Raw genomic sequence first — 22,490 nt, forward strand, 5'->3', positions numbered from 1 at the left:
CGCCCTGGACCACTCATATTGGCCATCGGAGTGTCGTTTGTACGGCCAACCGTCCGGTTCGACGGACTTTTGAGAATCCGTTGAACGCGCGGCGCGTGCCCAGCCCCCATTTGTCGACCATTCGTTCGAGGAGCGCGCACATGACCGTTCCCCGTCTTCTGGCCCTCGTCGGCGGCGTGTTGGCGGCCGGCCCGGCGGTACTGGCCCAGGCCCCTTGGTGGGCGGCCGCGACGACGGCGTTCGTCTGCCTTCTGGTCCTGCGGGCGGAGGCCTTGGTCAACGCCCGTAACGAGGCCCGCCGGGGGTTCCACGAGCACCGGCTCTTGGGCGAGGTGCCTCGCCGACATGCCCTGGCGTACCTGCGAGAGGTCAGGCGGGACCGGTGCGGCCCGGCCGCCGACCAACCCGAGCCGCCGTCCGACGAGACCCGAGACGATACGAATACGGGTGCGCCCGCCTAGTGACCTGAGTCAGAGATTCGGTGGCAGTACGCGGCGACTTTGTCGAGGATCTCGTCGGCGGTCTTTGTCCAGACGAAGGGCCTGGGCTGCTCGTTCCAGTCGGCCACCCATGCCCGGATGTCGCGTTCGAGGGCCCGGACGGAGCGGTGGACGCCGCGCTTGAGCTTCTTCTGAGTCAGCTCGGCGAACCACCGCTCGACCAGGTTCAACCACGACGCGCTCGTCGGCGTGAAGTGCAGGTGGAAACGTGAGTGGGCCAGCAGCCAACGTTTGATGTCGGGTGTCTTGTGGGTGGCATAGTTGTCCAGGATCAGATGAACCTGCAGGTCAGCCGGAATTTCCTTGTCGAGCTTGTTGAGGAACTTCTTGAACTCCGCTGCCCGGTGGCGCCGGTGAAGGGATCCGATGACCTTGCCGGTAGCGACCTCGAGGGCGGCGAAAAGGGTCGTGGTCCCGGCCCGGCACCATCGGCAGGACCGGCTGGGACCGGTCCAGGGCCTGGATCTGCGACTTCTCGTCCACGCAGAGAACCAGAGCCTTCTCCGGCGGGTCGAGATACAGGCCGACGACATCGCGGACCTTGTCGATGAACAGCGGGTCGGTGGACAGCTTGAATGTCTGCGACCGGTGTGGCGCCAGCGCGAACGCCCGCCAGATCCGCGAGACCGTCGACTGCGACATGCCCGTGGCCGCGGCCATCGATCTCGTCGACCAGTGGGTCGCGTTCTTCGGCGTCTCCTCAAGCGTCTTGACGATGACCCGCTCGACGTCAGCATCTGTGATCTTCCGTGGGACACCGGGCCGCGGTTCGTCGCACAAGCCGTCCAGTCCCCGCTCGATGAAGCGGCGCCGCCAGGTGCGGACCGTGTCCGGCGCGATCCGCAGCCGGCGGGACACCTCCATGATCGAGTGGCCTTCGGCGCACTCCAGCACGATCCGCGACCGCTGAGCCAAAGCCTGAGCCGTCGTACGGCGACGTAACCAGCCCTCCAACACCGCCCGCTGGGCACCAGTGACCGACAACGGCGGAATCTTCGGACCCGGACGACTCATGCTCGACTAACGACGAATCTCTGACTCAGGTCACTAGGACGCTTCCTTCGGATCACCTTGCCGACCGGATGAAGATGGCGGCGAGGTGGAGGCCGGTGAGGTGGCTGATCGCGATCACCGGGGCCTCCCCACTCGTCTCCACCACCGAGGGCGCCCCCTTCCCACCGCCCCACCCGACCTGGGCCGCTTGCCCCACCACTGGCGGGGTGGGTGTGTGCAGGGGCGGCGGAAGGGTTCTCCACAGTGCAGCGCCCGTTATGGGCGTCGCTGATTCCCCACCGGTCGGCGACGAGAGCGCTCACCCGCTCGTGTTTCCTGACGGGGCGGCAGAGCGTTCCTCGAACAACTCGTCGTCGAGCGCCGGGTGGTCATCCGGTTGAAGGTGGACCGGCTGTACGGAACAGCCCTTGACATCGCAGGCTAATGCCTGTCCGGCGGATCTTGCCGGGCGGCCCACCGGCGCTGAACGGCTTTAGCGACCACCGGACAAGGAGGGTGGGGCAGGTTGGGCCCGCCGTTAAATGCCTCGACATCGGGCGCGGTGATCGGGGACGCTTCGCGCGATGACAAGAATCGACGACACACCGTCCGCGTGGGACGAGCGCACCCAGCTCACCACGTTTCTCGACTACACGCGCGACACCGCCCGCGCCAAGTGCGATGGCGTCTCGGCGGAGAACGCCCGCAAGGCGCTCCTGCCGGGCTCACCGCTGATGACCATGAGCGGAGTGATCAACCACCTCCGCTGGGTCGAGTACTACTGGTTCCAAGTGGTCTTCCTCGGCGAGGAAGACCAGGCTCCCATGACGGATGAGGACCCCGACCGCGAGATGCGGATCGCCGTCGAGTTCCCGCTCACGCAGTTGCTCGACGAATACTCCGAGCAGAGTGCCCGCTACCGTGAACTGGTCGCCGGGAACGACCTGGACAAACAGGCCCGGGGAACGATCCGCAACGGTCTCCACGTCGACCTGCGCTGGATCCTCCTCCATCTCACCGAGGAGACCGCCCGCCACAACGGCCATCTGGACATCCTGCGCGAGATGCTCGACGGCACGACCGGCGACTAGATCCGGCAGTGATCACGGGCGAAGCCAGAGTCGGATCGAGGCGACGGTGACGGTGCCTTGGAAGACGTAGCCGCGCTTGTCGAATCTCGTCGCCACGGCCCAGAAGTTCTTCAACGCGTTGATCGCCCGCTCGACTTCGTTCCTGCGCTTGTAGATCGTCTTGTCGAAGCCTGCGGGCCGACCGCCCTTGCTGCCCCCTTCGTTGGCGGTGGGCCCGCTGGTTCTTCGGTTCGGGAATGGTGTGCTTGATCTGGCGTCGTCGCAGGTAGCGGCGGTTGCGACGGGAGGAGCACGCCTTGTCGCGGCCGAGGTGGTCGGGCCGGGTGCGCGGGTGTCCGCCGCCGAGGCGGGCGACACGGATGCGGTCCATGACCGGGATGGCCATGCAGGTCGCGGCGAGCGGCACGCTGCTGCGCACGGCTGCCGAGCAGGGGGTCAGCGCCGAGTTGATCGAGCCCTACCTGGACCTGATGAAGGAGCGGCTGGACGCCGCCCCGGCCGCCCACGCCGGCAAGGACACCGTCGGGACGATCACTCTGCTGCGGCGCCGGCCCCGGGGCTGAAGCGGTGGCCGCTGGAGGGGAACGCCGGCCGAGCGTCGAGCCATCTGGCGATCTCGGTGCGTCACCGGCCTCTACGACCGGTTCAAGGGCCACGTTTTCAGCCCTCCCGAGGTCTCCCGGGGTAAGCCGGCCCCCGACCTGTTTCTGCATGCGGCACGGCATAGGGGCATCGATCCTGCGGCTTGCGCCGTGGTCGAGGACAGCTACCCTGGCGTCCAGGCCGCCCGCGCCGCCGGGATGCACGCCTTCGGCTACGCGGGCGGGCTCACCCCGGCCGAACGACTCGAAGGCCCCGGCACCATCGTTTTCCACGACGTGCGCAAACTCCCCAACCTCATCAACGAGCAGTAGGCCCGCCGTCCCCTGCCTCTTGTAGCCGAGCATTCACAGGAATTGGCGATTTCGCGCGGGAGTGGCCGGAGATGTCCAAGACGCTTCGGACGGTGCGCCAAGTGACTTGCTGTCGGGAGCTGTAAACCCGCTCCTACCAGCCCTTGCAGCCGGCGCGGTCGGCCCCGGCCCTCGTGCACCGGACCTCGATGTGTCTGGTTGGTGAGGGGCTGTTGAGAGGCCGTCGGTGGTGCGAGTAGTGCCTGGACGGTTTCGGTGGCCAGGTCTCGCAGCCAGGTGTGGGCGCGCTCGTCGTCGTAGCCTTGGTGCCACAGCAGATACGGGGGGACCTCGGGCAGCGGGAGTGGCGGCGGCACTACGGCGAGGCCTGGGGCTTGCCCGACGCCTGTCGGGCGGTGTCCTCGCGCGCGGCGTCGTGATCTACGGTCTCCTACTGAACCGGTATCGATCAGCCAGCAACGGGGAAGTACGCACATGCGCAAGACAGCAACCCTCACCATCAGCCTGCTCGCGGCGGTCGCGCTGCTGACCGGGTGCGGCAGTGAGAAGGAGGGCGCCGGCCCGGCCAAGGCGGCCGAGGTCTCACCGAGCGCCGCGGCGAGCGGCGGTTCGAAGGGCTCGTCCTCGGGGAAGAAGGGCGTTGTCCATCAGGTGGATTTCGAGGTGGGCGGCTCAGGCGCGGCTCAGGTCCTGTGGATCGGGAACACCAACCACTTCGAGCAGGTGACCCTGCCCTGGGCGAAGACGGAGTCCATGCAGCTGGAGGGCGCCGAGCTGAAGGTCGGTGTCACCGTCTCCGTGGTGCCCGGCTCGGTCAAGGGCTCGGACGGGATGCTCAGGCCCGCCCCGTGCACCATCAAGGTCGACGGCAAGCAGGTCGCTGACAATCAGGGCGGCAAGACGGCCGAGCCCTGCAAATACAAGATCATGAACTGACGGTTGCCACCTCGCGGCTTCGACCAGCTGCTGCGCCGTCTCGCCGTTGGGGCGTCCGGGTCTTCGGATGGGCGGCGGCGGTGGCGGCCATCCGGTACCAACGCACGGCCGCGCTGCCGTCGGAGCCGGGATGGTCCGTCATCTCGCCCTCCAGAGCGGACTCCAGCAGCCGCTTCGTCAATTGCTGGAGCAGACCACTCTCACCCGTCAGCTGCAGGTCCTCGGCCCGGGCCCCGGCCACGAGCTCGTTCAGGAACCGGTCATCGACAGCCGTCGACGAGGCCTCAACCTCAGAGGCCAGGGCTATGTTCTCGCTGGTCACAGGTGCAATCCTCGGTCATCGCAGCTGCACCGTTGCTTTTACGTCCCTCGAGCTAGGACAGGACTCGCCGGGCCCGTTCGTACTCGTTCTGCAGGCGGGGTTTCTCGGTCCTTCGCGTCGCGCCCTGACCGCCGAGCGGGACTTTGGCGTGGTCGGCGTGTCGGCCCGGACGAGCCGGTGACAACGGTGGTGGGCGGAGTCGCACATCTCGATGGGCGGGCGGTCGGCGTTGGGAGTGGGGGCGGCCCTCAAGCGCAGGCCCCGGGAGGGGTGAGCAAGCAGTGCGCCTTCGTCAGGCGTGCGATCCGCCACCGCATCGCCCGCGATGGCGTTGGCGGCTGTCCGTATGCCGATACCGCATTTCGTGGTCGACTGTGTTCTGTCAGAGTCCGTGATCATCATGACCGAGGGGGAATCTGTGGGATACGAGATCGTCGCGCAAGATGTGGCCATCGAGGTCGGCGGTGCGGGGCCGATGAGTGCCTATCTGGCTCGTCCGGCCGGGGGCGGCAGTCATCCGGCCGTGCTGGTCTGCGCCGAGTTGTGGGGGGTGACCGAGGAGGTTCGAGGCGTGGTGCGGCGCGTCGCGGAACTCGGCTATGTGGCGATCGCCCCGAACCTGTATCACCGTTCCGGCCCGGAGACCGCCGTCGGCCTGGAGGAGAGCGACGCCAACAGGAAGCGCGGCTTCGAGCTCCTCGGACGGCTGACCCGGGACGAGGTCGAAACCGATCTGCGTGCCTGTACCGACTACGTTCGCGACCACGCGGGCGCCAATGGCAAGTGCGGCATCCTCGGGTTCAGTCTCGGCGGCCACATCGCCTACTTCGCCGCGAGCCGCCTCGATCTCGCGGCAGCAGCGATCTTCTACCCCGGGTGGCTGCCGGTCGCGGGGACCGCGCTGAGCCGCCCGGAGCCGCTGCTGGAGGCGACCGGAGCCATCGCCGACCGCGATGTGCGGATGCTGCTGTTCTTCGCGGAACTCGACCACGTCATCGACGCGGACCAGCGCGGCCGGATCGGTGATGCCCTGGCAGCGGCGGGGGTGCGCCACGACACGGTCGTCTACCCCGAAGTGCAGCACGCGTTCTTCTTCCCCGGGCGCGGTGTTTACGACAAGGCCGCGGCGGAGGATTCCTGGGCCCGGGTGTGCGCGCTTTTCGCCACCCAACTCACCCAGTAACCGCCTCAGGAGGATTTCCCTATCGTTCCGGGCGAACGGTGCGCGGCGATCCACCGGTAGCCGGTCCCCGCGACGAGGGCCGTTGCCCGATGCAGCAGTGCGGGCCGCCACCCTCGCCGGGTGGCGGCCCGGACACTGAAGGAGTCTCGGCGCTACCTATCCCGACTGCGTTACCGCCTCGGACATAGGCCTCCGCGAAGGCGACCTCCGGCAGTGGCTGCTGCTGCTCGCCGACTACGTCAAGCGGAGCATCGAGGAGGGCCGCGTCATGACGCTACGCGAGGTCCTGGCCGCACGCGATGGTGGAGCGTCGCGCGAGGTGGAGGAGTGCCGTAGCGCCGGGTCAGCCGCGGCATGGTGTCGACCTGTGGTGTGTTTCGGAGCCGACTAGGAAAGCTTCGTTATTTGTCCTCTGCCCTCCACCAGCAGGGATGCAATCCAAAAAACGAATACGCCTAGAGGGGTGAAGGTGGTGGCCTCGGGGGTAGACGGCGGACATGGCCGAGACCCTTCCACGTCCCACCGCACCCCCGCTCACCGGAGCGGGGATCACTTGTGCCTCGGCACGATGCTTGGCGCGCACGGTGCTCGCCGAGGCGGACGCTTCCCCAGAACGTGTCGCCGACGTCCTGATGGTTGTCTCCGAATTGGTCACCAACGCCCACCGTCACACGGGGGGTCTTACGGGTTTCAGCATCAGTGCCCACCTTGGGGCCATCGTCGTGGAAGTGTCCGACTCCTCACCGCGTCTACCCGAGGAACAGCCATGGGCACCCGATCAGCCCGGCGGTTTCGGTTGGATGATCAGCAAGCGGCTCACCGACAGCGTCTCAATCGATGTCACCCCTGCCGGCAAGACCATCACCGCCCTTTTCGCGCCCGAGCCTCCTGAGGCGACGGCTGTGACACCCCGTGGGGCAGGCAGCAGGCGGAAGGCTTGAGACCTCCCATCGGATGATCTTTCGAAGGGGCTGGCTCATCGTGGCTGGATCATCCGGCGACTTGATCCGGGTTCGGCGTGGGTCGGACGAAGCCTTGGGACGTCGGTATGGAGCGGTGCGCGGTGTTCGGGCGGCCGCTACAGGGGCGAGTGGCGGACCCGTCGTCTTGGACGCAAGCGGTATCCGGATCGACTGGTCGACCAGGGCGTCGGTTTCGTCTCGGACGCTGGGGTCGCCTGGGAAGCTCTGCTGCGGGAAAGGGGCTTCAGCGTGGGCATGGCATTCCGGCGACGCTTGGCGGAGAGGGCCAGGGACGGGTGTGGCCTCGGCTTTACGCGCGCCACTTGGGCGGGCGACCTGCACGTCGTTCGAGCGACAGTCGCCGGCTGCCGCAAGGTGTGTTGAGGGGGAGCCGAGACGGGACGAAGTCTGTTGGGGCGGGGCCGGTAGTCAGCGCCCTCTGATCACAGGTGTCACTGACATCCTGCGCGCCGTCACCCGGCCGGGACGATCGCAACATCGTCCCCCGGCCCGCCTGTTGCAGACCGTACCGCTTGTACGGGTCGAGGTGGGGCGGTCGGTACAGACCTTCGAGTTGATGGCTGTGAGCGCTGGGGCGTTCAGGTGCGCAGGGTGTGGGAGGGGCTGGTGTTGTATGCCTTGCGGTAGTCGGCGGCGAAGCGTCCCTGGTGGGCAAAACCCCAGCGCTGGGCGATGTCCTGCACAGTGGCGGATTCCGGGTTCGCGGCCTTGAGGTCGGTGTGTGCGCGGGCGAGGCGGACGCGGCGAAGGTAGGCCAGCGGTGTTGTCCCGGAGTGGCGGGCGAAGGCGTACTGGACGGCCCGCGGGGTCACCGGGATCGAGTCGGCGATCTCGGTGAGTCCGATGTCCCGGTGGGCGTTGTCCTCGATGAACGCGACGGCACGGGCGAGGGTGTCACTGCCCCCGTCTCGGGAGTCGATCGCATCCGGTACTCCGGACATGGTGTTGGGCAGCGCCGTGAGGGTCGCGGCGGCCAGGTAGCGGGCGGCTGTGGCCACCAGCAGCGGCGATGCCGCCGCCACCGGGTCGGCCAGCACGGTGTCTCGTACGAACGCGACCGTCGTGCCGAGGACCCGGTCAGCGGCCGGGCTCACGGCCCGGTGCCCCGTCAACCGCACCGGCTGGGGCGACGACGGCACCACTTGTCCGAGCAAGGCCGGATCGAACATGGTGATCGTGTAGCTCGCGGAACGAACGGCACCGGTATAGGGCCGGTCGGGCTGGGCGATCAGGAATGTCTCCCCGGGCCCGTAGACCTCCTCGCGCCCGCCCGTGGTGTCTACGAGCGTCCCGGTATGCATCGTGATCAGACAGATACGGTTGAGACAGCCCGCGTCGTAGGTCATCTCGTACCCGAACCGGAGCCGGTCGACGATCACATCGTCGGTGGCGTTGCGTTCGATCCTCGCCCGCGTATCGTCCGGCCGGCCCCCGATCCTCATCGGCGTATACGCGGCCGACAAGAACTCCTCCGTCGCACCGAGGTCACCACTGCTGAAACGCACGGTCTGCATCAACCCTGCACCTCCCCTCGCGGGGAAGATCCCCGAGCCCTACACCACTGCCCATGACGCTACACACTCCTCGGACCGAAGAAAGACCCCGCCCCGACCGGCGTCACCGGCCCGGAACAAGAACAAGAGGTTTGCCCCCTCCGGACTCCCGCCGTGCACCCGGCTCCCAGAGGTCGGCGCACGGCCCCGCTGTCCGAGGGCGCGGGCCCGAACCCCGGTCCACGGCCGCCCGGGAGTAGGCCTTCGGGCAGGAGCCCCGCGCGACTCGCACTCCCGGCCTTGGACCTGCCTGTCGTTCTTGCCGGCCCCTTCCACACGACCATGGGACCGTCGCTGACCATCTCCACGCAGCGAGACCAGCACGTCATCCGGCCTCGACCTCGCGCGCCCCACCGGGCCAGTGGGCGACTGTGGTGGTGATCGCGGCGCAGGCTGCCGCATGCGCGACGAACCATCGTGTGTTCGGCGGCGAAGTAGATCGCCGAAGCGGTACCGGCGGCCACCATCAGCGGCCTCGGCACCCACCGGTGGCCAATCCAGTTGTTGTGACGCTGTGCGGCAAGGAGGGCCAGCCACACGCGGCCTGGGCATCAGCACGGATGCCCAGGCCGTTCTTGCCCGGCCACCGGCCGACGGCATGAGTGCGGATACTCAGATGCCGGCCGGCCGGCCGCCCCGGGCCGGTGTCGCGCGCCGCCACGACCCACCGCTCCCCGACGTCCGCCTACCGGCAACAGCGGCGCTCCCCTCCAACTTGCCGTCCTCGCCGGCGGTCAGCAGCCGCACTGGCGAGCCCTCGCCCGTCACCTCGGCCGCCGCTAGGACATGAGTGACACCGCCCAAGCCACCGCCGGCCTGCTTTCGCAGAAGCAGACCGCAGACCTGAACGGGACCAACGAACTGAAGCAGCCCAGCTGAGCTACGACGTCTCAACGGCCGACCACGCACGAGCTCGTCAGGGCTGTCCCACAAGTTGCAAGTCCGCCAGGCGTCTGGTTCGACGTGTGACACTGTCGGCATGCGGTGGGGTGCTTTCGGGCGGCGTGGGAGGAGGGTGCCGCTTGTGGTTGCGGCGGTGTCCCTTGGGGTGGCATTGGTGGGAGGCCATTCGCTGGCCGGCGAGATCTCGGACGCACGGCGGATCGATGCCTCGCCCCTGCGGGTCCATGGTGTCGTCGAACGTGTGGTGCGGGTCAAGGGCGGGGCCCAGGTTCGGGTGTCCTACGAGGTTGGCGGTCAGCGGTTCGCCACCGAAGGCCTGCCGGTGGGACAGAGGGCCGGGTCGACCGATCCCGCGGTCGGCTCCGGGTTGTGCCTTGAAGTGTCGGCGGAGCACCCCGAGACGGTGCGGCTGTGCGGCCAGAGGTATCCGGGCGGCGACAACATGATTCCCACAGAAGGCCTGGTGGTGTTGGCGGGTGCAGCAGGCGCCCTGATGGCCGCCGGTTGGATCGTGGCGGCCGCCAGGCAGGAAAGGCGTGAAAGAGAGAGGTCCTTGCGGGCCACCCTTTAGGCGTGGCAGGCAGATCATTGCCACGTTTTCGATCTTGTTTTCCTCGCCGCGGCCTGCGCCTGGACCCGGGTGTCCTGCGGGCCCGCGAACTCAACGCCGGGAAAGCAGAAACGGGTCCTTGATCCTCCCGCAGCAACGACTACAAACGTCGCGGCCATAGGCCCCAAGAAGCCGACGAGCCATCACAGCAAGTGGCAGTACCAGGGGCCGTCCGGTTGCCGTGGGCCGCAGCAGTCACGCGAAGGACGGCCACCGGTCGGCGGCCCACTCCCGCCAGCCCACCCAGCCGGGCGGCGGGCCTGCGACCCTGCGGCCCTCCAGCTCCGCCGCGTCGGGCTCTTCGAAATGCGCCCGTCCGCACAGGATGTCGGCCTCCGACATCGGCAACGTCTCCTCGGGAGCGGTCGCCCAGCGATGGGCGATACGGGCGCGTTGGGTCTCGTCGTCCACCGGCAGGTAGACCATGCGGAAGCACGCCTCCTCGGCCTCCACCAGCCAGCGGATCGCAGAGCGTTCGTCCCGTGACCAGCAGCCGTAGTCCACGACGACGTTGGTGCCCAGTTTGACCGCCTCCAAGGCGAGCCAGAGCATGCGCCCCTCCAGCACGTCGCGCTTCCCGTCCGTCTCCGCCGCGCCGAACAGGGGAATCATCCAGTCGTCGGGTGTCAGGCGCAGCGCGCCATGTTCCGCGGCGAGCTGCCGAGCCCGCGTGGTCTTTCCGGCCCCTGGCAGGCCGACCATCAGGAACAACGTGGTCACACGCAGATCGTGGCAGGGAAGCCAGTCAGACCACCACCGTTTTATCTGCCTGATCACGGGCTAATACTGCAACACTCCGGTAGGCCCCCCAGAACCTCCCCGTCCAACGACACCTGCTGGTGCTGTTTACCGGCGACCTCTACTCCTGGGTCCTGGCCATGGCCCTCGATATCCTCACTGGCCACATAACCGTCGCCAAGGCGCGCGAGGGCGCAGCGCCGCAGACACTTCGGGCCGGCCGCTACGGCTGGCCGCACGTTCAATCCGGCGTGGGCACGGCCGCGCATGCCAGGGCCGGCCGGTGGAAGACTTGAGGGGAGAGCACTGCTGCTTGCGATCAGCTCGACGTGTGTCGTGTGCGGGCGATGAAAGAAGAGGCCATGAACGACCATTCCGGTGTCTGGCTGGGGGCTGCGGAGAGGGCGTTGCGGGCGGCGCCCCCGACCGCGCTCCTGTCTGCGGCGGGGGAACTGCTCACCCGCTACATGGGAGCGAAAGCCGTCACTTTGCTGCTGGCCGATTACAGCCTCACCGCGTTGCAGCCCGTCACCCGGCTGCCTCACACCGGAGAAGCAGTCCTGGTGCGTGATGGCGCGCCGGCGGGCCGGGCCTTCGCAGCCGGCGCTCCTGTCGTGGAGGTCGTCGACGAGCCGGGCATGGTCGTCGTCCACCTGCCCGTGACCGTACGCGGTGACCGCATGGGGGTGCTGTCGGTGCGGCTGCCGGAGCCCGGCCAGGCAACGTCGGCGGTATTGGAGATGGCCGACTTCGCCACCGCCCTGGCACACGAGCTGGTGGTGGCCGACCGCAACACCGACCTCTATCTCCAGGGACGACGTCGCAGGCGGCTGACGCTGGCGGCGGAGATGCAGTGGCAGCTCCTGCCGGGGCGGGGCTTCGCCGTAGCCGAATACACCCTGGGCGGTCACCTGGAGCCCGCCTACGCGATCGGTGGTGACAACTTCGACTGGAGCGCCACCGACGACACACTGGCCATCACGGTCACCGACGGTCAAGGCCACGGCATCGACGCGGCCCTGCTGACCAACCTCACCATCAACGCGCTGCGCAACGCGCGACGCGCGAACATCCCCCTGGAAGATCAGGCGTGCCTGGCCGACCAGGCGATCTACGCCGAATACGGGGGCAAGCGGTACGCCCCGTCCCTGCTCTTGCACTTCGATCTGGAAACAGGCCAGGGGTGCGCAATCGATGCCGGGTCGCCGCAGCTGTTCCGGTTGCGCGACGAGATCGTCGAACGGATCGGGTTCGAGGCGCAAGCACCTCTGGGCATGTTCCAGGAGACCGATTACCACCAGGAGCCGTTCCAGGTGCTGCCCGGCGACCGGCTGGTCATCGTCAGCAGCGGCGTCCACGGCTCGTCCTCCCGGCAGTCCGATCACGCCTTCGGCGAGCACGCCCTGCGCGAGACCATCGCCGCCACCCGCACCGCCACCCCCCATGAGGCCGCGCGAGCGGTCGTCGACGGCCTCGTACAGCACCGCCACGGCGCAGAACTGTCCCAGGACGCCGCCGTGGTGTGCCTGGACTGGCGAGGCCGCCCGCAGCCGCTGCCCTGACACCCCTCTTTGAACAGAGAACCGGGAGGCGGGTGTGGTGGGGCGTCTGATCTCGCGCATGGTTCAGCGCGGCTGTCCCGGCCCGGGCGCTTCGCCGTCCGGGGGGTGTGCGGCACGGCGGAAAGCACGCAGGCCGGTCAGGAGGGCGTCTCGTTCGTCACCCGACATGCGCTCCAGGACATCGCGTAGGTCCTCGGCTCGCTGTTGCGACAGGAACCGCAGAGCGTCCCGGCCATCGCGAGTGAGGAAAAGGCCGATCTCGCGACGATCGGTGGCGGCGCGCTCGCGGCGAAGGAATCCCGCGGCTTCGAGGCGGTCACACAGCCTGCTCGCCGTCGGGACCGAGTTCCCGACCATCTCAGCCAGTAGCGACAGCTTGACCCCCGGACAATGCCGTACGGCCAGCAGGGCGCGCACCTGCAAGGCCGAAAGGCGGGGCGGAGCGTTCTGACCTGCGCGGGTCCAGCAGTCCACCAGCGCCTCGGCGGCGTCGGCGACCTCACGGGATGCCTCGTGCAGAGGATCGTCGGACGATCCCGCGCGGTCCATCGTGGCGGTCACTCTCCATGAGCAGGTGCAATGCCCCCGAAGGTGCCGGCAAGGCCAGCTCCTGTGCGCGGGATATTCCGCGTCTGCCCTCTCTGACGAGAATATCCCTGCCGGTGGTTGCTCTTCGCTCCGTCGCCACGGTCCATCCAGCCGGACGGACCAGTCAGGTCAGCGCAGAGCGGCCGAACCAGTCCATGCACATCACCAGGGCGTCGTCGTCCGTGTCCGCGTCGCGGTACGCCGCCAGCTCCTGCAGGATCCCGCCGGGGACCGCCGCCGCCGGCAAAAGGCTCGTAGCGTGGATGGCCCGCGCGAGCGCCCGCTCGCTGTAGGCCTCGCCCGCCGCGGAAGCCGCCGCGTACACCCCGTCACTGACGAAGATCAGCCGGTCGCCCGGAAGGGCGTGGAAATCCTGGGCGACGTAGGGCGTCTCCTCGAACATTCCCAGAGGGAACTGCGCCTCGAACTCGACGCGCTCCACCGTCCGGTCCCGGTAACGCCACAGCTGGGGCGAGCCCGCGTCGACCACATGTCCCTGTCCGGTCGCCACATCGAGCGAGATCAGGAGAGTCGAGACGTACTCGGCCCCGCGATAGCGTCCGTAGATCGCCTGATCCGCGAGCGCCGCCTGGTCCGCGATCCCGATCCCCGCCCGCCGCGCGTTGCGCAGGGCATTGATCGCCAGATTCGTCAGGAGCGAGGCCTCGATGCCCTCACCCATGCCATTGGTGACGGTAAGAGTGAGGGTCTCCGCCGTGGAGGACCAGTCGAAGTTGTCGCCGTGGATGTCGTAGGCCGGCTCCAGCTGCGCGCCGATCGCGAACTCCGGGCGGGCACAGGATCGGGCCGGCAGCAACTGCCACTGCATCTCCGCCGCCAGGGTCAGGCGGCTGGCGCGTCGGGCCTGAAGGTAAAGATCCGTATCACGCTCGGCGACGACGATCTCGTGGCCGAGCAACTCCGCGAGTTCCCGCAGCTGTGCCACGGTCTTCGGCGTGCAACCTGCCTCCGGAAGACGCACGCTCAAGATTCCGAGGCGGTCACCCCTCACCGTGACGGGCAGGTGCAGATCCACAGCCCCGTCCTGCGCGGCGTACTGCCCGTACGGCTCCTGGCTGCCGAAGGCCCGTCCCTCGGGCGTGGTACGCACGGACAACGGCTCCCCGGTGTGCGGGAGGGATGTCACCGGCTGTAGGACCGTCAGGCCGTAGTCGGCCATCAACAGCTCGACCTCCAGCGCGCCGAAATGCTCCACGAGCGCGGCCCGAAGTCTGTGCAAGAGGTCATGGGGTGCCGCGGTACGCAGTGCGCGCTCCACAACCAGCAGATTCGTCATGACAAGACATCCCTCAATGAAAAGCAGACCGATCGGACAGGGCCGCAGTGACGCCTCAAGAGCAGCGTCGCATCGGGGGCCTGGCTTCCGGAGCGACATCGCCGCCCCGAGAGCCGGCTCACGGCAGCCGGTACTCAGCCTAAAAAGTTGTCATGCGACAACTATCCACTCTACCTCCCCGATGGCGAGCGCAGGCAGCCGGCAGGCTGCTCAGGCGCGGCGATGGAGATCGCCAAAAAGACCGACGCGTCGAGACGGTCTGTGCGCAGTGCGACTGGGCGAGCCATGGGCCCGACGGAAGGTGTCGTTCTCCCCAGAGGCGCAGGTGCGATCGCTGCCCCGTTACGCCGAGCTGCGGCGCGGGATTAAGGGCCGGCCTCGGCCGAGGAATCAAGAGGCCCGATGACCCGGCGGGGGCCCCGCGCGCGTTCCAGGGACGAGTACGGGGGCGGTCACCGACGCGCTCGGGCACCGCCGGCTCCCTCCCGCCCCGGGTCGGCGCGACCCACCGGCGGATGCGAGCGGTCGTAAGGTCCCACGGCGCCCGGAGGAGTCACTGGTCAGCGAGAACTTGACCCGACACCGGACACCCGTGGGCCGGAGGTGCTGCCTTCGGTGGGGCCTACCTGTCGGGACGACGGTGGGTCCGGGTCGCGGCCCGCAGGGCGCCGGGGAGGAGGTGGCCGCTGCGGGCCCGCCAAGCGGCCAGGTCGCTCGGTCAGCCGCCTCATCTACACCGTGCGGCGAGTGCAAGGACGCTGCTGGTGGCTCCAGCGGGTGGAATCGAGGCCCGGGCGGTTCGGCATCTGCTCCGCACCGGGGCTGTGGTGCCGGCCCCTGGTACGCGGCGGGCCGGGGCGGCAACCGTGTGGTTGCCGCCCCGGCCCGTGCGATCCTGTGCTGCCGGTCAGAGGCGGTGCGGTCCGTCGTAGTAGCCGCCGACCTGCCGGTGGTAGTCCTCGTTGCCGAGGTGCTTCTCCTTGTCGAACTCGGGAGCGTTCTTGATCTGCTCCTTGGTCCGGTCCACTCGGATCGTCTGCTCGTCCGCGTCGACACGGCTGATGGTGCCCGCGGGGAGGAGGACTTCCTTGCCGAAGATCCACGGGCCGGTGTCGACGACGATGTACGCGGAGCCGACGTCCTCGGAGTGCTTGTCGACCTTGCCGATGGAACCGTCGACGGCCTCGACCTTGTAGCCCGTCAGGTCGGCACCGGCCAGGTAGCCGGCAGTCTCGCGATAGCCCCACACGTTCGCAGTCATATCAGCAATCCCTTCATCGATTTCCGCATTTGCTCTTTCCCGACTGCCCGTGAACAGCTCGAGAAATTGCAGCACCGTCGAACCCCCGATTGCCCTCCAACTTGCATGCCACACGCTTCAGGAGCGACTTTTTTGGATCCGACGACAGGCGAGGCCGCTGCCGATCTTTCGGAAACAACCTGTTCCCGACTGCGCCACGACGGCCGCCCCGCTTGTCGCCCTCACCCGCACTTACCGGCAAAACCGGGATCCACCGGAAAAAGGGGTACGGACGCGACTGTGGGGCGCACCCTGGAAGGTGTGCGCCCCACAGTCGACGGTGAAGACGGCCGGTCTACCAGCGGTACCAGCGGCCGCTGCCCCCCTTCGGGCGGGCGACGAAACCGATCAGCCACAGCACGAGGACGGCGATGGCGACCCACCAGAGGATCTTCACCGCGAATCCGGCACCGAAGAGGATCAGGGCGAGCAGAAGAACGAGAAGCAGGGGAACCATAGTTATTACCTCCGAGGCGTCTTCTGTCCCAGGTTGATCGGTTCATGCGCACAGTTTTGCGGGTTTCTTATCGGCGCGGATGGGGCAGTCGTAAGCGCCCACCCTGCGCCGGCCTTTCGGGCAAGGTTCTTTCGCGTCGATGTTTCGCCGCCCGAAGACGGGCCAGATGAGTCCGTGAGCAAAGCAATTTCCTATGTATGGGGAGTGATTATTGTGTCGGCTGACGAGAAGACCCAGGCCAAGGGCGAGCAGGCCAAGGGCAAGGCCAAGGAGGCCGCGGGCCGCGTCGTCGGCAACGAGCGCCTCACCGCCGAGGGGCGCGCCGACCAGGCGAAGGGCGACGCCCGTCAGGCCAAGGAAAAGGTGAAGGACGTCTTCAAGCACTGACCGGATCCCTCACCTGTGGGGTCCTCGACCGCAAGTCGGTCGAGGACCCCACCCGTTTCAACCGCGGCAGTCCACCGCTCGTGCGGGTACGGCCGCGGGAAGGGCCGGACGGAGGCAGCCACGAGGTCGGCCGGTTCGTGTGGCGCGGCGACGTCTCGCAGCCACAGGCGGCCCTCCTCCCGGAGCGCCGGGCGCGAGACCTTACTCGCGCACGTCAGATCGACACGGCCCAGATCGCGTCACGTTAGGTCAGGTGAGGTCGGGAATCGAACGAGGCCGTGTCAACGGCAGGAGCCGATCATTGGAGTGATCTGCATGGACATGCGCAGGATCGTCGCTGTACTGACCGAGGAAGCCGAACAACAGATCGAAGACCAGGTATGGCAAGTGGTCCCGGGAGAGCGCGCACTCGCTCTTGAGGCCGAGGCCGGCTTGCGTGACGCCGTCGGCGCGTCGGACGTCCAGGAAGCGTTGCCACAGATCGAGCGGCTCGCACACTTGCGGGAAACCCTCGCCGTCCTGGCCATCTCCCTCGCGCGTACCCACGGCCGCCTGGCCTGGTTCCTCTCCGGTGCTCTGAACGCACTCGAACCTGTCCTGCGCTGGCGCGCCCTGCCGGCCGACCGTGGCGGCACCTTCGGCACAGTCCTGCCGAGCCCTGAGGAATACACGGAGGCGGAGGATGCCGTCCGCCGACTCCAGGACGCCTTGGCGCGGATCGGCCGTGTCAGTCCTTAGGGTCGGCCGCAGGACGCGACAACGCGATGGACCCCCTTGCCCGCTTGTCCGAGTAGGACAGGCGGAAAGAGACCAAATAGCAGGTCACAAGCTGGCCGGTGAGCCGAACAGTAAACGTCGCCGAAGTGAACCTCGGCTTCCATACCGAGCTGATGCGTCTGCGGCACGAACGCCTCGACCGGCCCTCCCCCGACTCCACGAGCAAAACTCACCTAATCCGTTGTTAGCGGCATTCTGCGGGACCACGGGTCTCTCGGGATGTTCGAGTACCAGACCGTGACATCCAAGTGCAGCCGGGCCATCGAGGCCTCAACGTAGATCGGTGCGCGGTCTGGTGCGAGTGGTGGCGGTCACGTGGGTGCCGGGCGGACGCCTTGGTGTTGCCTGGCCTTCGAGGCCTGGCAATAGAGCGAGCGGCGTCCGGCGCCTCCGTGGCCGCCGCCACGAGTGGTGTTGGCGCCCGTCGGCGCTGGACGGATGCCCAAAACTCACCCGGCATCGATGCCTATTAAGAGAGCGGCACTGTCCAGGGCCGTCGCGGGTCAACACCTCTCGACTTGATCATTCGTTTCGTTGGTGGTGCGAGCCCATCGCATGGTGACCTCTTGAGCCGCCCGAGCCGTCTGAGCTCCCGCATAGACCGAGGCCCGTGGGATGCGCTGGTGCCACGAACGGCTAGTGAGGTGGCGGCCCGGCCGTAGTGCGGTCGAGGCCTGGGATTAGGCCGCTGCGTGGCCCGCATGCGCTCGTGACCAGCGCAAAAGCCGAACTCTGGGGAGGGAATCTTGATCTACTGCGGAATCGACTGGGCGGAACGAACCCACGACGTCGCCCTGGTCGATGACACCGGCCAGCTGCTGGCCAAGCGTCACATCACCGACGATGTGGCCGGCTACACGATCCTGCTGGAGTTACTCGCCGAGTACGGCGACACCGAGGAGAACCCGATCCCGGTCGCGATCGAGAGTTCCCGGGGCTTACTGGTGGCCGTACTGCGGACCGGCAAGCGCAAGGTGTTCGCGATCAACCCGATGGCCGCCGCCCGCTATCGCGACCGGCACAGCGTCTCGCGAAAGAAGTCAGACCCCGGCGATGCCCTGGTCCTGGCCAACATCCTCCGCACCGACATGCACGCCCACCGGACCTTGCCAGACGACTCGGAGCTCGGGCGCGCGATCACCGTCCTGGCACGAGCTCAGCAGGACTCCCTGTGGAACCGGCAGCAGCTCGCCAACCAGCTCCGGTCCCTGCTGCGCGAGTACTACCCCGCAGCCCTGGCCGCCTTCGCGGCCTGGACCAACGGCCTGTGCCGCCCCGAAGCCCGCGAGCTCCTCAAGACCGCACCGACCCCGACCAGAGCCGCACGTCTGACCCGCACCCAGATCCAGGCGGCCCTCAAGCGCGCCGGCCGCCAGCGGGGCATCGAAGCCGAAGCCGAGCGCCTCCGCGAGGTCTTCCGGGACGAATGGGCGCACCAGCCGCCGTTGGTTGAGAATGCGCTCGGCAAGCAGATGCTCGCCCTCCTCATCCAGCTGGATGCGGCCTGCACCGCCGCAGACCAGCTCGCCAAAGCGGTGGAAGAAGCCTTCCCCCAGCACCCGGACGCCGAGGTCCTGCTGAGCTTCCCCGGCCTCGGAATCCAGCTCGCCGCCCGAGTCCTTGCAGAGATCGGAGACGACCGCGGTCGCTTCGTCGACGCCCGCGGCCTCAAGGCCTACGCCGGCTCCTCACCCATCACCCGAGCCTCGGGCAAGAAGTCCGCCGTCACCAGACGGTGGGTGAAGAACGACCGGCTCAACCACGCCGGCTACCTCTGGGCCTTCGCTTCTCTGCGAGCATCGACCGGAGCCAACGCGCACTACCGGCGCCGACGCGAACAAGGCGACTGGCACGCGGCCGCCCAGCGCAACCTGTTCAACCGCATGATCGGCCAGCTCTATCACTGCCTTCAGCACCACAAGCTGTTCGACGAGCAGTCCGCGTTCCCAGCACCGTCGTCGGCAGAAGCACAAGCGGCGTGACCTGCGAAGAAACCTTGCCCACGCTGCTGACGGCGGCCGATCATTCGAGCATGAGACCCGAAGTGCAGGCGTTCGTTGCTGACGGCCCGCTCCCCGACTGGGACGCGAGCGAAGAAGAGATCGACCAGCGTGACCAACAGCTCCGAGCGATCACCAAGCCAGTCATCGGGGAAGAGGCGCAGGCTCTCGTCTCATGCTTCGGTCCGGACGACTGCTACGGCGTGGCCTGGACCCTGCTGCATCTCATAGAGACCGGCCCGAATCCCGTGCTGATCAGCAAGCCCGCTTCTGGCGCAAACGAGTGGCATCAGCGCCTCTACGACCGCGCCGTGTTCGGAGGCCTCATCCCATGAACTTGACCGCATAGCAACGTGAGGTGTCTCTTGACGCGAAGCGCGGGAGCACACACGAGCTCGGCCTCGCCACAGGCCGCCGGCTCCAAAGCGTGGAGGGTGCCGTTGATCGCAGGCGGAAGCAGCGCAGGCTCACGGTATCGAGCACAGATCATCCGATGGGGGCGCCGGCTGACTGTGCTTGCGGCGGCGGCCGCTGCCCGTCCGTCCCGGATGATTCCCGCTGCGGGAAGGGGCTCGTGGCGGTATCTGCGATGGGACAGAAGCCGCCGGTGGTCACCCGCGCGATTTCATCTCGCGCAGACGTGCGGCCGTCGCGCCGTTATACAGTTGCGCAATGTGGCAATGGAGTGGCGACGTCGCCGATGGCGGCTACCGTTCCTCAAGGACGAGAAGGGATGGGCGGCATGCTCCGTAACGGACTGGAGCCCTGGCACCTGCTGATCGTGGCGCTCGTGATCATCGTGCTGTTCGGGTCCAAGAAGCTGCCCGACACCGCCCGCGCGCTGGGCAAATCCATGCGCATTCTGAAGAGTGAAGCAAAGGCCATGAAGGACGACGGCGGTACCGGACCATCCACCACCGCGACTCTCCGCGACGCGACCCCGCAGTAGACGCCCCGGGGCGCCCGGGGGCGATCGTCAAGCCAGTGAGACATTGCGCCTTCGCTGAACGCGATTCCGGATCACGGTGACTGGCCCGCATGCCCTTTCCCTGCTCGCGTACGGCCCTGAGGGCTACGGCGGGAGCTGGTCCCACGCTTCACAACCGCCCGCCGGGCCGCGGCAGGGAGCTCCTTCCCGTCCGACCCGGACCGGCGGCCTGTGCCCGCGCCGGGGACTCGGCGCGGGGAGGCCGGATGTCGGAGGGGCGAGCGACGTGTGGCCGGCAATGGGCGGCAAGCCGTCGGTGAGCCCGAGATTCCTGCCGCGCCCTCGGTGAACCTGGTGTGCGTCCCGACCATGGCCCCGCAGGTCTCTTTGTCCGCCCCGTTATGGCGGGGTGGCGATGATGGCATGTGCGCGGACACGCTCGTCGAACGAGCCGCCTTCCGGTTGCGGAAGCGGTTGTTCCAGTCCTTGTGAGGGATCGTGGTCATGCGCGGTGGACCAGGTCCTCGCCGTCTACTACCGGCCGGAAGCCGTTCCAGGGACCGAGACGCCGAGGTACTTCACGGCCGTCGGCAAGCCATTGCCGCTCCAGGGCTTCGTAGATCGGCACGTCGGATCGCTGCCGCAACTCCATGGCGAGCCGGCCGAAGGCCCACTCAGGAGGCGAAACGGTTTTCTCCATGTCCAAGCAACGACCCTGGCCCGCGGACGTGGCGGCGCGTGACTGTTCCGTCATCTCCCCACCACCCGGAACGTGACAGCCATGACGGAGACGAGGACCCCGCCGCGCGTGAACACGACCCCTCAGAGGGCTGCCCACTGCGGCGGCCGCCTTGGCTCCCCCCCACGTGAAGGGTTCATGGCCGAACTACTGCTTCGAGTTCCTGGGCTCGGAACCACTGGTTCTCGCACCCGGCGGTCGAGTAGACCCGCTCCGCGCCCTCGGCAGTGACATCGCCGGGACCGGGACCGGCGACGAAAAGCGCGAAGGACCGATTCGTACGGGCTGTCGAGTCGAGGCGTAGAGGGGGCGAACGCAGCGGAAAGCCCCCGGGAGGGGGCGTCTTACCGAGCGGGGACAGGGACCTGTCGAACGGCTACCCGAAGCGCTCGCCGGCCGGTGCGGTCAGGCGGGGTTCGAACGGTCGTAACGGCTGCCCGGGGCACCTGCGCCATGCTCTCGGAGGGAATCCGGCCTTTCTGTCCGGCCCGGAAGGTAAGGGTTTGCGCAGGGCCTGCAACACGAATATCCAGCGTCGCTGGCGGTGTTGATGACGGGCCGGACCGATCTGCAGGTGATCGCCGTTCCGGCCGCGGGCGGCGGGATGGGCTGGGCGGTCGTCGAGTTCGGCGGCGGTGGGCACTGGGGCGAGTTCGTCGGTGAGGGCTTGGACGGCGGTGGCTGCTGCGCGGCGCGGGGGAGAGGTGGCCGGTGGCGGCGTACGCGCGGACCGTGCCCGCGCTGACGACGGGACGGAGCCGGCCTCCGCGTCCGTCAAGAGGGCGTCGGGGTGCTCGCCGGGTTCGGGCAGGGACGGCAGGGGCGGCCGTCGAGGTGGGCGAGAGTCTGCGCGCGGTCGTAGAGGCGTAGGCGGTCGGCGGGATGGGTCTGGCTGTGGCGGCCGGGTCAGGTGGTCGGGGCGCAGATCGCCTGGAGTGCGGCGTGTACCTCTTCCCGGTCCGGTGGGCGGGTGCCTGCCAGTCCGTGCAGGATCATCCCGGTGAGTGCCGTGGCGGCGGCGTAGGCCCGGTCCGGTGGGAGGTGTCGCTCCAGCCGGGTACGGCCCAGTGCGATGTCGCGGTCGGCGACGGGCCGCAGCGCGGGTCTGCGCAGGGCGGCGATGAACAGTTCGTACTCCACGGATGCCTCGGCACGGCCATCGGTGCAGGCATGGATCACCGCCTCCGTCAGGCGGCCTACGAGCGCATGGACGCTGGTGACGGGACGGGTTTCGTCAAGGTCTTCCAGGTAGGCCTCGAAGCGGTCGACCGATCGTTCGAAGGCGAGGCGGATCATGTCCTCGCGGGTGGCGAAGTGATACGTCGTGGAAGCCACAGGCAGGCCGGCTTCCGCGGCCACCGCCCGGTGGGTCAGTCTCTCCAGCCCCTGTTGGGCGATGACCCGCTCGCCGGCCTCGACGATCTCCCGCCTGCGGGCCTCGGGATCCCGCGGACGGCGTCGACGCCGCGCAGCTCCACGATCGCCGCCTGCATCCATCACTACTCCTCCGGCCGCGGAGCCGCGCGGCGGCCCTGACCTCAGGCGGCCCCGCAAGCCCGCCCGGCCGGCCTCTCGCGCCCCGTGATCCCGGCGCGTACATCCCCGCGCGGCCCTGCCGCGCCCCATGACAGGAGATACCTCCGTGAAGATCGCCATGCTGGGTACCGGAGCCGGTGCCCGCTGCCACGTCGCCAAGCTCACCCGGCTCGGCCACCACGTCGTCGTCGGC

General features: G+C 68.1%; 21 protein-coding genes and 5 pseudogenes. 15 read left to right on the forward strand and 11 right to left on the reverse strand.

Annotated features, from left to right (window positions below; translation table 11 throughout):
• Positions 1-140 precede the first annotated feature (140 nt).
• Positions 141-461: a hypothetical protein gene (locus tag ACV7NM_RS31175; RefSeq protein ID WP_463413450.1), complete on the forward strand. Its 321-nt coding sequence runs from the start codon at positions 141-143 to the stop codon at positions 459-461.
• Here ACV7NM_RS31175 and ACV7NM_RS31180 read toward each other — a convergent pair.
• Positions 458-1,364, reverse strand: a pseudogene (locus ACV7NM_RS31180) (IS630 family transposase). The gene ACV7NM_RS31175 and the pseudogene ACV7NM_RS31180 overlap by 4 nt on opposite strands.
• Positions 1,365-1,845: 481 nt before the next feature.
• Here ACV7NM_RS31180 and ACV7NM_RS31185 point away from each other — a divergent pair.
• A pseudogene (locus tag ACV7NM_RS31185) lies at positions 1,846-1,938 on the forward strand (PPOX class F420-dependent oxidoreductase); the annotation flags it as partial.
• A gap of 139 nt (positions 1,939-2,077) precedes the next feature.
• Entirely contained in the window at positions 2,078-2,584 is a 507-nt protein-coding gene (locus ACV7NM_RS31190; protein WP_463413451.1) for a DinB family protein, read from the forward strand.
• Between the two features lie 12 nt (positions 2,585-2,596).
• Here the strand turns inward: ACV7NM_RS31190 and ACV7NM_RS31195 are convergent.
• Positions 2,597-2,963: pseudogene (locus ACV7NM_RS31195) on the reverse strand (transposase family protein); the annotation flags it as partial.
• Between ACV7NM_RS31195 and ACV7NM_RS31200 the strand changes: the two are divergent.
• The 3 genes and pseudogenes from ACV7NM_RS31200 to ACV7NM_RS31210 all read left to right on the forward strand — a co-directional run bounded on the left by ACV7NM_RS31200 (position 2,953) and on the right by ACV7NM_RS31210 (position 4,434).
• On the forward strand, positions 2,953-3,147 hold the full coding sequence (locus tag ACV7NM_RS31200) for a hypothetical protein (protein WP_463413452.1): 195 nt from the start codon (positions 2,953-2,955) through the stop codon (positions 3,145-3,147). The pseudogene ACV7NM_RS31195 and the gene ACV7NM_RS31200 sit on opposite strands and share 11 nt — an antisense overlap.
• Positions 3,148-3,210: 63 nt before the next feature.
• Positions 3,211-3,498: pseudogene (locus tag ACV7NM_RS31205) on the forward strand (HAD family hydrolase); the annotation flags it as partial.
• A gap of 474 nt (positions 3,499-3,972) precedes the next feature.
• Positions 3,973-4,434, forward strand: a complete 462-nt coding sequence (locus ACV7NM_RS31210; protein ID WP_463413453.1) for a hypothetical protein — start codon at positions 3,973-3,975, stop codon at positions 4,432-4,434.
• Positions 4,435-4,552: 118 nt separating this feature from the next.
• On the opposite strand, the pseudogene ACV7NM_RS31215 reads toward ACV7NM_RS31210, so the two are convergent.
• Positions 4,553-4,735: pseudogene (locus tag ACV7NM_RS31215) on the reverse strand (IS256 family transposase); the annotation flags it as partial.
• A 319-nt stretch (positions 4,736-5,054) separates the two neighbouring features.
• Here ACV7NM_RS31215 and ACV7NM_RS31220 point away from each other — a divergent pair.
• Together ACV7NM_RS31220 and ACV7NM_RS31225 are read left to right on the forward strand one after the other, a co-directional pair.
• Positions 5,055-5,939, forward strand: a complete 885-nt coding sequence (locus ACV7NM_RS31220) for a dienelactone hydrolase family protein (RefSeq protein WP_463413454.1) — start codon at positions 5,055-5,057, stop codon at positions 5,937-5,939.
• A 497-nt stretch (positions 5,940-6,436) separates the two neighbouring features.
• The gene (locus ACV7NM_RS31225) at positions 6,437-6,880 is read left to right on the forward strand and encodes an ATP-binding protein (RefSeq protein WP_463413455.1); all 444 of its coding nucleotides are present in this window, start codon (positions 6,437-6,439) and stop codon (positions 6,878-6,880) included.
• 620 nt (positions 6,881-7,500) lie between these two features.
• On the opposite strand, the gene ACV7NM_RS31230 is transcribed toward ACV7NM_RS31225, so the two are convergent.
• Positions 7,501-8,436, reverse strand: coding sequence for an AraC family transcriptional regulator (locus ACV7NM_RS31230; protein ID WP_463413456.1), 936 nt, complete (start codon positions 8,434-8,436; stop codon positions 7,501-7,503).
• A 1,063-nt stretch (positions 8,437-9,499) separates the two neighbouring features.
• Here ACV7NM_RS31230 and ACV7NM_RS31235 point away from each other — a divergent pair.
• Positions 9,500-9,949, forward strand: coding sequence for a hypothetical protein (locus tag ACV7NM_RS31235; protein ID WP_463413457.1), 450 nt, complete (start codon positions 9,500-9,502; stop codon positions 9,947-9,949).
• Positions 9,950-10,183: 234 nt separating this feature from the next.
• On the opposite strand, the gene ACV7NM_RS31240 is transcribed toward ACV7NM_RS31235, so the two are convergent.
• The gene (locus tag ACV7NM_RS31240; RefSeq protein WP_463413458.1) at positions 10,184-10,708 is read right to left on the reverse strand and encodes a P-loop nucleotide/nucleoside kinase family protein; all 525 of its coding nucleotides are present in this window, start codon (positions 10,706-10,708) and stop codon (positions 10,184-10,186) included.
• A gap of 380 nt (positions 10,709-11,088) precedes the next feature.
• Between ACV7NM_RS31240 and ACV7NM_RS31245 the strand changes: the two genes are divergently transcribed.
• A complete protein-coding gene (locus ACV7NM_RS31245) occupies positions 11,089-12,288 on the forward strand; it encodes a PP2C family protein-serine/threonine phosphatase (protein WP_463413459.1) in 1,200 nt (399 codons plus the stop codon).
• A 63-nt stretch (positions 12,289-12,351) separates the two neighbouring features.
• Here the strand turns inward: ACV7NM_RS31245 and ACV7NM_RS31250 are convergent, their stop codons facing one another.
• The 4 genes from ACV7NM_RS31250 to ACV7NM_RS31265 form a co-directional block, all read right to left on the reverse strand.
• Positions 12,352-12,849 carry a MarR family winged helix-turn-helix transcriptional regulator gene (locus ACV7NM_RS31250; RefSeq protein WP_463413460.1) on the reverse strand — a complete coding sequence of 166 codons (498 nt, stop codon included), beginning with the start codon at positions 12,847-12,849 and terminating at the stop codon, positions 12,352-12,354.
• 151 nt (positions 12,850-13,000) lie between these two features.
• Complete coding sequence (locus ACV7NM_RS31255; RefSeq protein ID WP_463413461.1) at positions 13,001-14,173, reverse strand: PP2C family protein-serine/threonine phosphatase; 1,173 nt, start codon at positions 14,171-14,173, stop codon at positions 13,001-13,003.
• A 907-nt stretch (positions 14,174-15,080) separates the two neighbouring features.
• Positions 15,081-15,434, reverse strand: a complete 354-nt coding sequence (locus ACV7NM_RS31260; RefSeq protein WP_463413462.1) for a PRC-barrel domain-containing protein — start codon at positions 15,432-15,434, stop codon at positions 15,081-15,083.
• A gap of 334 nt (positions 15,435-15,768) precedes the next feature.
• Positions 15,769-15,930 carry a hypothetical protein gene (locus ACV7NM_RS31265; protein WP_037792689.1) on the reverse strand — a complete coding sequence of 54 codons (162 nt, stop codon included), beginning with the start codon at positions 15,928-15,930 and terminating at the stop codon, positions 15,769-15,771.
• Positions 15,931-16,143: 213 nt separating this feature from the next.
• On the opposite strand from ACV7NM_RS31265, the gene ACV7NM_RS31270 reads away from it, so the two are divergent.
• From ACV7NM_RS31270 to tatA, 5 genes are all read left to right on the forward strand, one after another.
• Positions 16,144-16,317, forward strand: coding sequence for a CsbD family protein (locus ACV7NM_RS31270; RefSeq protein ID WP_463413463.1), 174 nt, complete (start codon positions 16,144-16,146; stop codon positions 16,315-16,317).
• A 315-nt stretch (positions 16,318-16,632) separates the two neighbouring features.
• Positions 16,633-17,055, forward strand: a complete 423-nt coding sequence (locus ACV7NM_RS31275) for a hypothetical protein (RefSeq protein WP_463413464.1) — start codon at positions 16,633-16,635, stop codon at positions 17,053-17,055.
• 785 nt (positions 17,056-17,840) lie between these two features.
• Positions 17,841-19,076 (forward strand): IS110 family RNA-guided transposase, encoded by a 1,236-nt coding sequence (locus ACV7NM_RS31280; RefSeq protein ID WP_463411165.1) that lies wholly within the window; start codon positions 17,841-17,843, stop codon positions 19,074-19,076.
• A complete protein-coding gene (locus ACV7NM_RS31285; RefSeq protein WP_463413465.1) occupies positions 19,073-19,429 on the forward strand; it encodes a hypothetical protein in 357 nt (118 codons plus the stop codon). Before ACV7NM_RS31280 ends, ACV7NM_RS31285 begins: the two co-directional genes overlap by 4 nt.
• A gap of 398 nt (positions 19,430-19,827) precedes the next feature.
• Positions 19,828-20,043, forward strand: a complete 216-nt coding sequence (gene tatA / locus ACV7NM_RS31290) for a Sec-independent protein translocase subunit TatA (RefSeq protein ID WP_463413466.1) — start codon at positions 19,828-19,830, stop codon at positions 20,041-20,043.
• 481 nt (positions 20,044-20,524) lie between these two features.
• Here the strand turns inward: tatA and ACV7NM_RS31295 are convergent, their stop codons facing one another.
• Together ACV7NM_RS31295 and ACV7NM_RS31300 are read right to left on the reverse strand one after the other, a co-directional pair.
• The gene (locus tag ACV7NM_RS31295) at positions 20,525-20,728 is read right to left on the reverse strand and encodes a hypothetical protein (protein ID WP_463413467.1); all 204 of its coding nucleotides are present in this window, start codon (positions 20,726-20,728) and stop codon (positions 20,525-20,527) included.
• 939 nt (positions 20,729-21,667) lie between these two features.
• Entirely contained in the window at positions 21,668-22,258 is a 591-nt protein-coding gene (locus ACV7NM_RS31300; RefSeq protein ID WP_463413468.1) for a TetR/AcrR family transcriptional regulator, read from the reverse strand.
• Positions 22,259-22,490 lie beyond the last annotated feature (232 nt).

This window comes from Streptomyces sp. Tek67B01 (assembly GCF_055231995.1).

Bases quoted from the DNA above. Each gene is read 5' to 3' on its own strand.
- ACV7NM_RS31175 (WP_463413450.1), top strand. From the start codon at position 141: ATGACCGTTCCCCGTCTTCTGGCCCTCGTCGGCGGCGTGTTGGCGGCC.
- ACV7NM_RS31190 (WP_463413451.1), top strand. From the start codon at position 2,078: ATGACAAGAATCGACGACACACCGTCCGCGTGGGACGAGCGCACCCAG.
- ACV7NM_RS31200 (WP_463413452.1), top strand. From the start codon at position 2,953: ATGACCGGGATGGCCATGCAGGTCGCGGCGAGCGGCACGCTGCTGCGC.
- ACV7NM_RS31210 (WP_463413453.1), top strand. From the start codon at position 3,973: ATGCGCAAGACAGCAACCCTCACCATCAGCCTGCTCGCGGCGGTCGCG.
- ACV7NM_RS31225 (WP_463413455.1), top strand. From the start codon at position 6,437: ATGGCCGAGACCCTTCCACGTCCCACCGCACCCCCGCTCACCGGAGCG.
- ACV7NM_RS31230 (WP_463413456.1), bottom strand. From the start codon at position 8,436: ATGCAGACCGTGCGTTTCAGCAGTGGTGACCTCGGTGCGACGGAGGAG.
- ACV7NM_RS31245 (WP_463413459.1), top strand. From the start codon at position 11,089: ATGAACGACCATTCCGGTGTCTGGCTGGGGGCTGCGGAGAGGGCGTTG.
- ACV7NM_RS31255 (WP_463413461.1), bottom strand. From the start codon at position 14,173: ATGACGAATCTGCTGGTTGTGGAGCGCGCACTGCGTACCGCGGCACCC.
- ACV7NM_RS31260 (WP_463413462.1), bottom strand. From the start codon at position 15,434: ATGACTGCGAACGTGTGGGGCTATCGCGAGACTGCCGGCTACCTGGCC.
- ACV7NM_RS31265 (WP_037792689.1), bottom strand. From the start codon at position 15,930: ATGGTTCCCCTGCTTCTCGTTCTTCTGCTCGCCCTGATCCTCTTCGGT.
- ACV7NM_RS31275 (WP_463413464.1), top strand. From the start codon at position 16,633: ATGGACATGCGCAGGATCGTCGCTGTACTGACCGAGGAAGCCGAACAA.
- tatA (WP_463413466.1), top strand. From the start codon at position 19,828: ATGGGCGGCATGCTCCGTAACGGACTGGAGCCCTGGCACCTGCTGATC.
- ACV7NM_RS31300 (WP_463413468.1), bottom strand. From the start codon at position 22,258: ATGGATGCAGGCGGCGATCGTGGAGCTGCGCGGCGTCGACGCCGTCCG.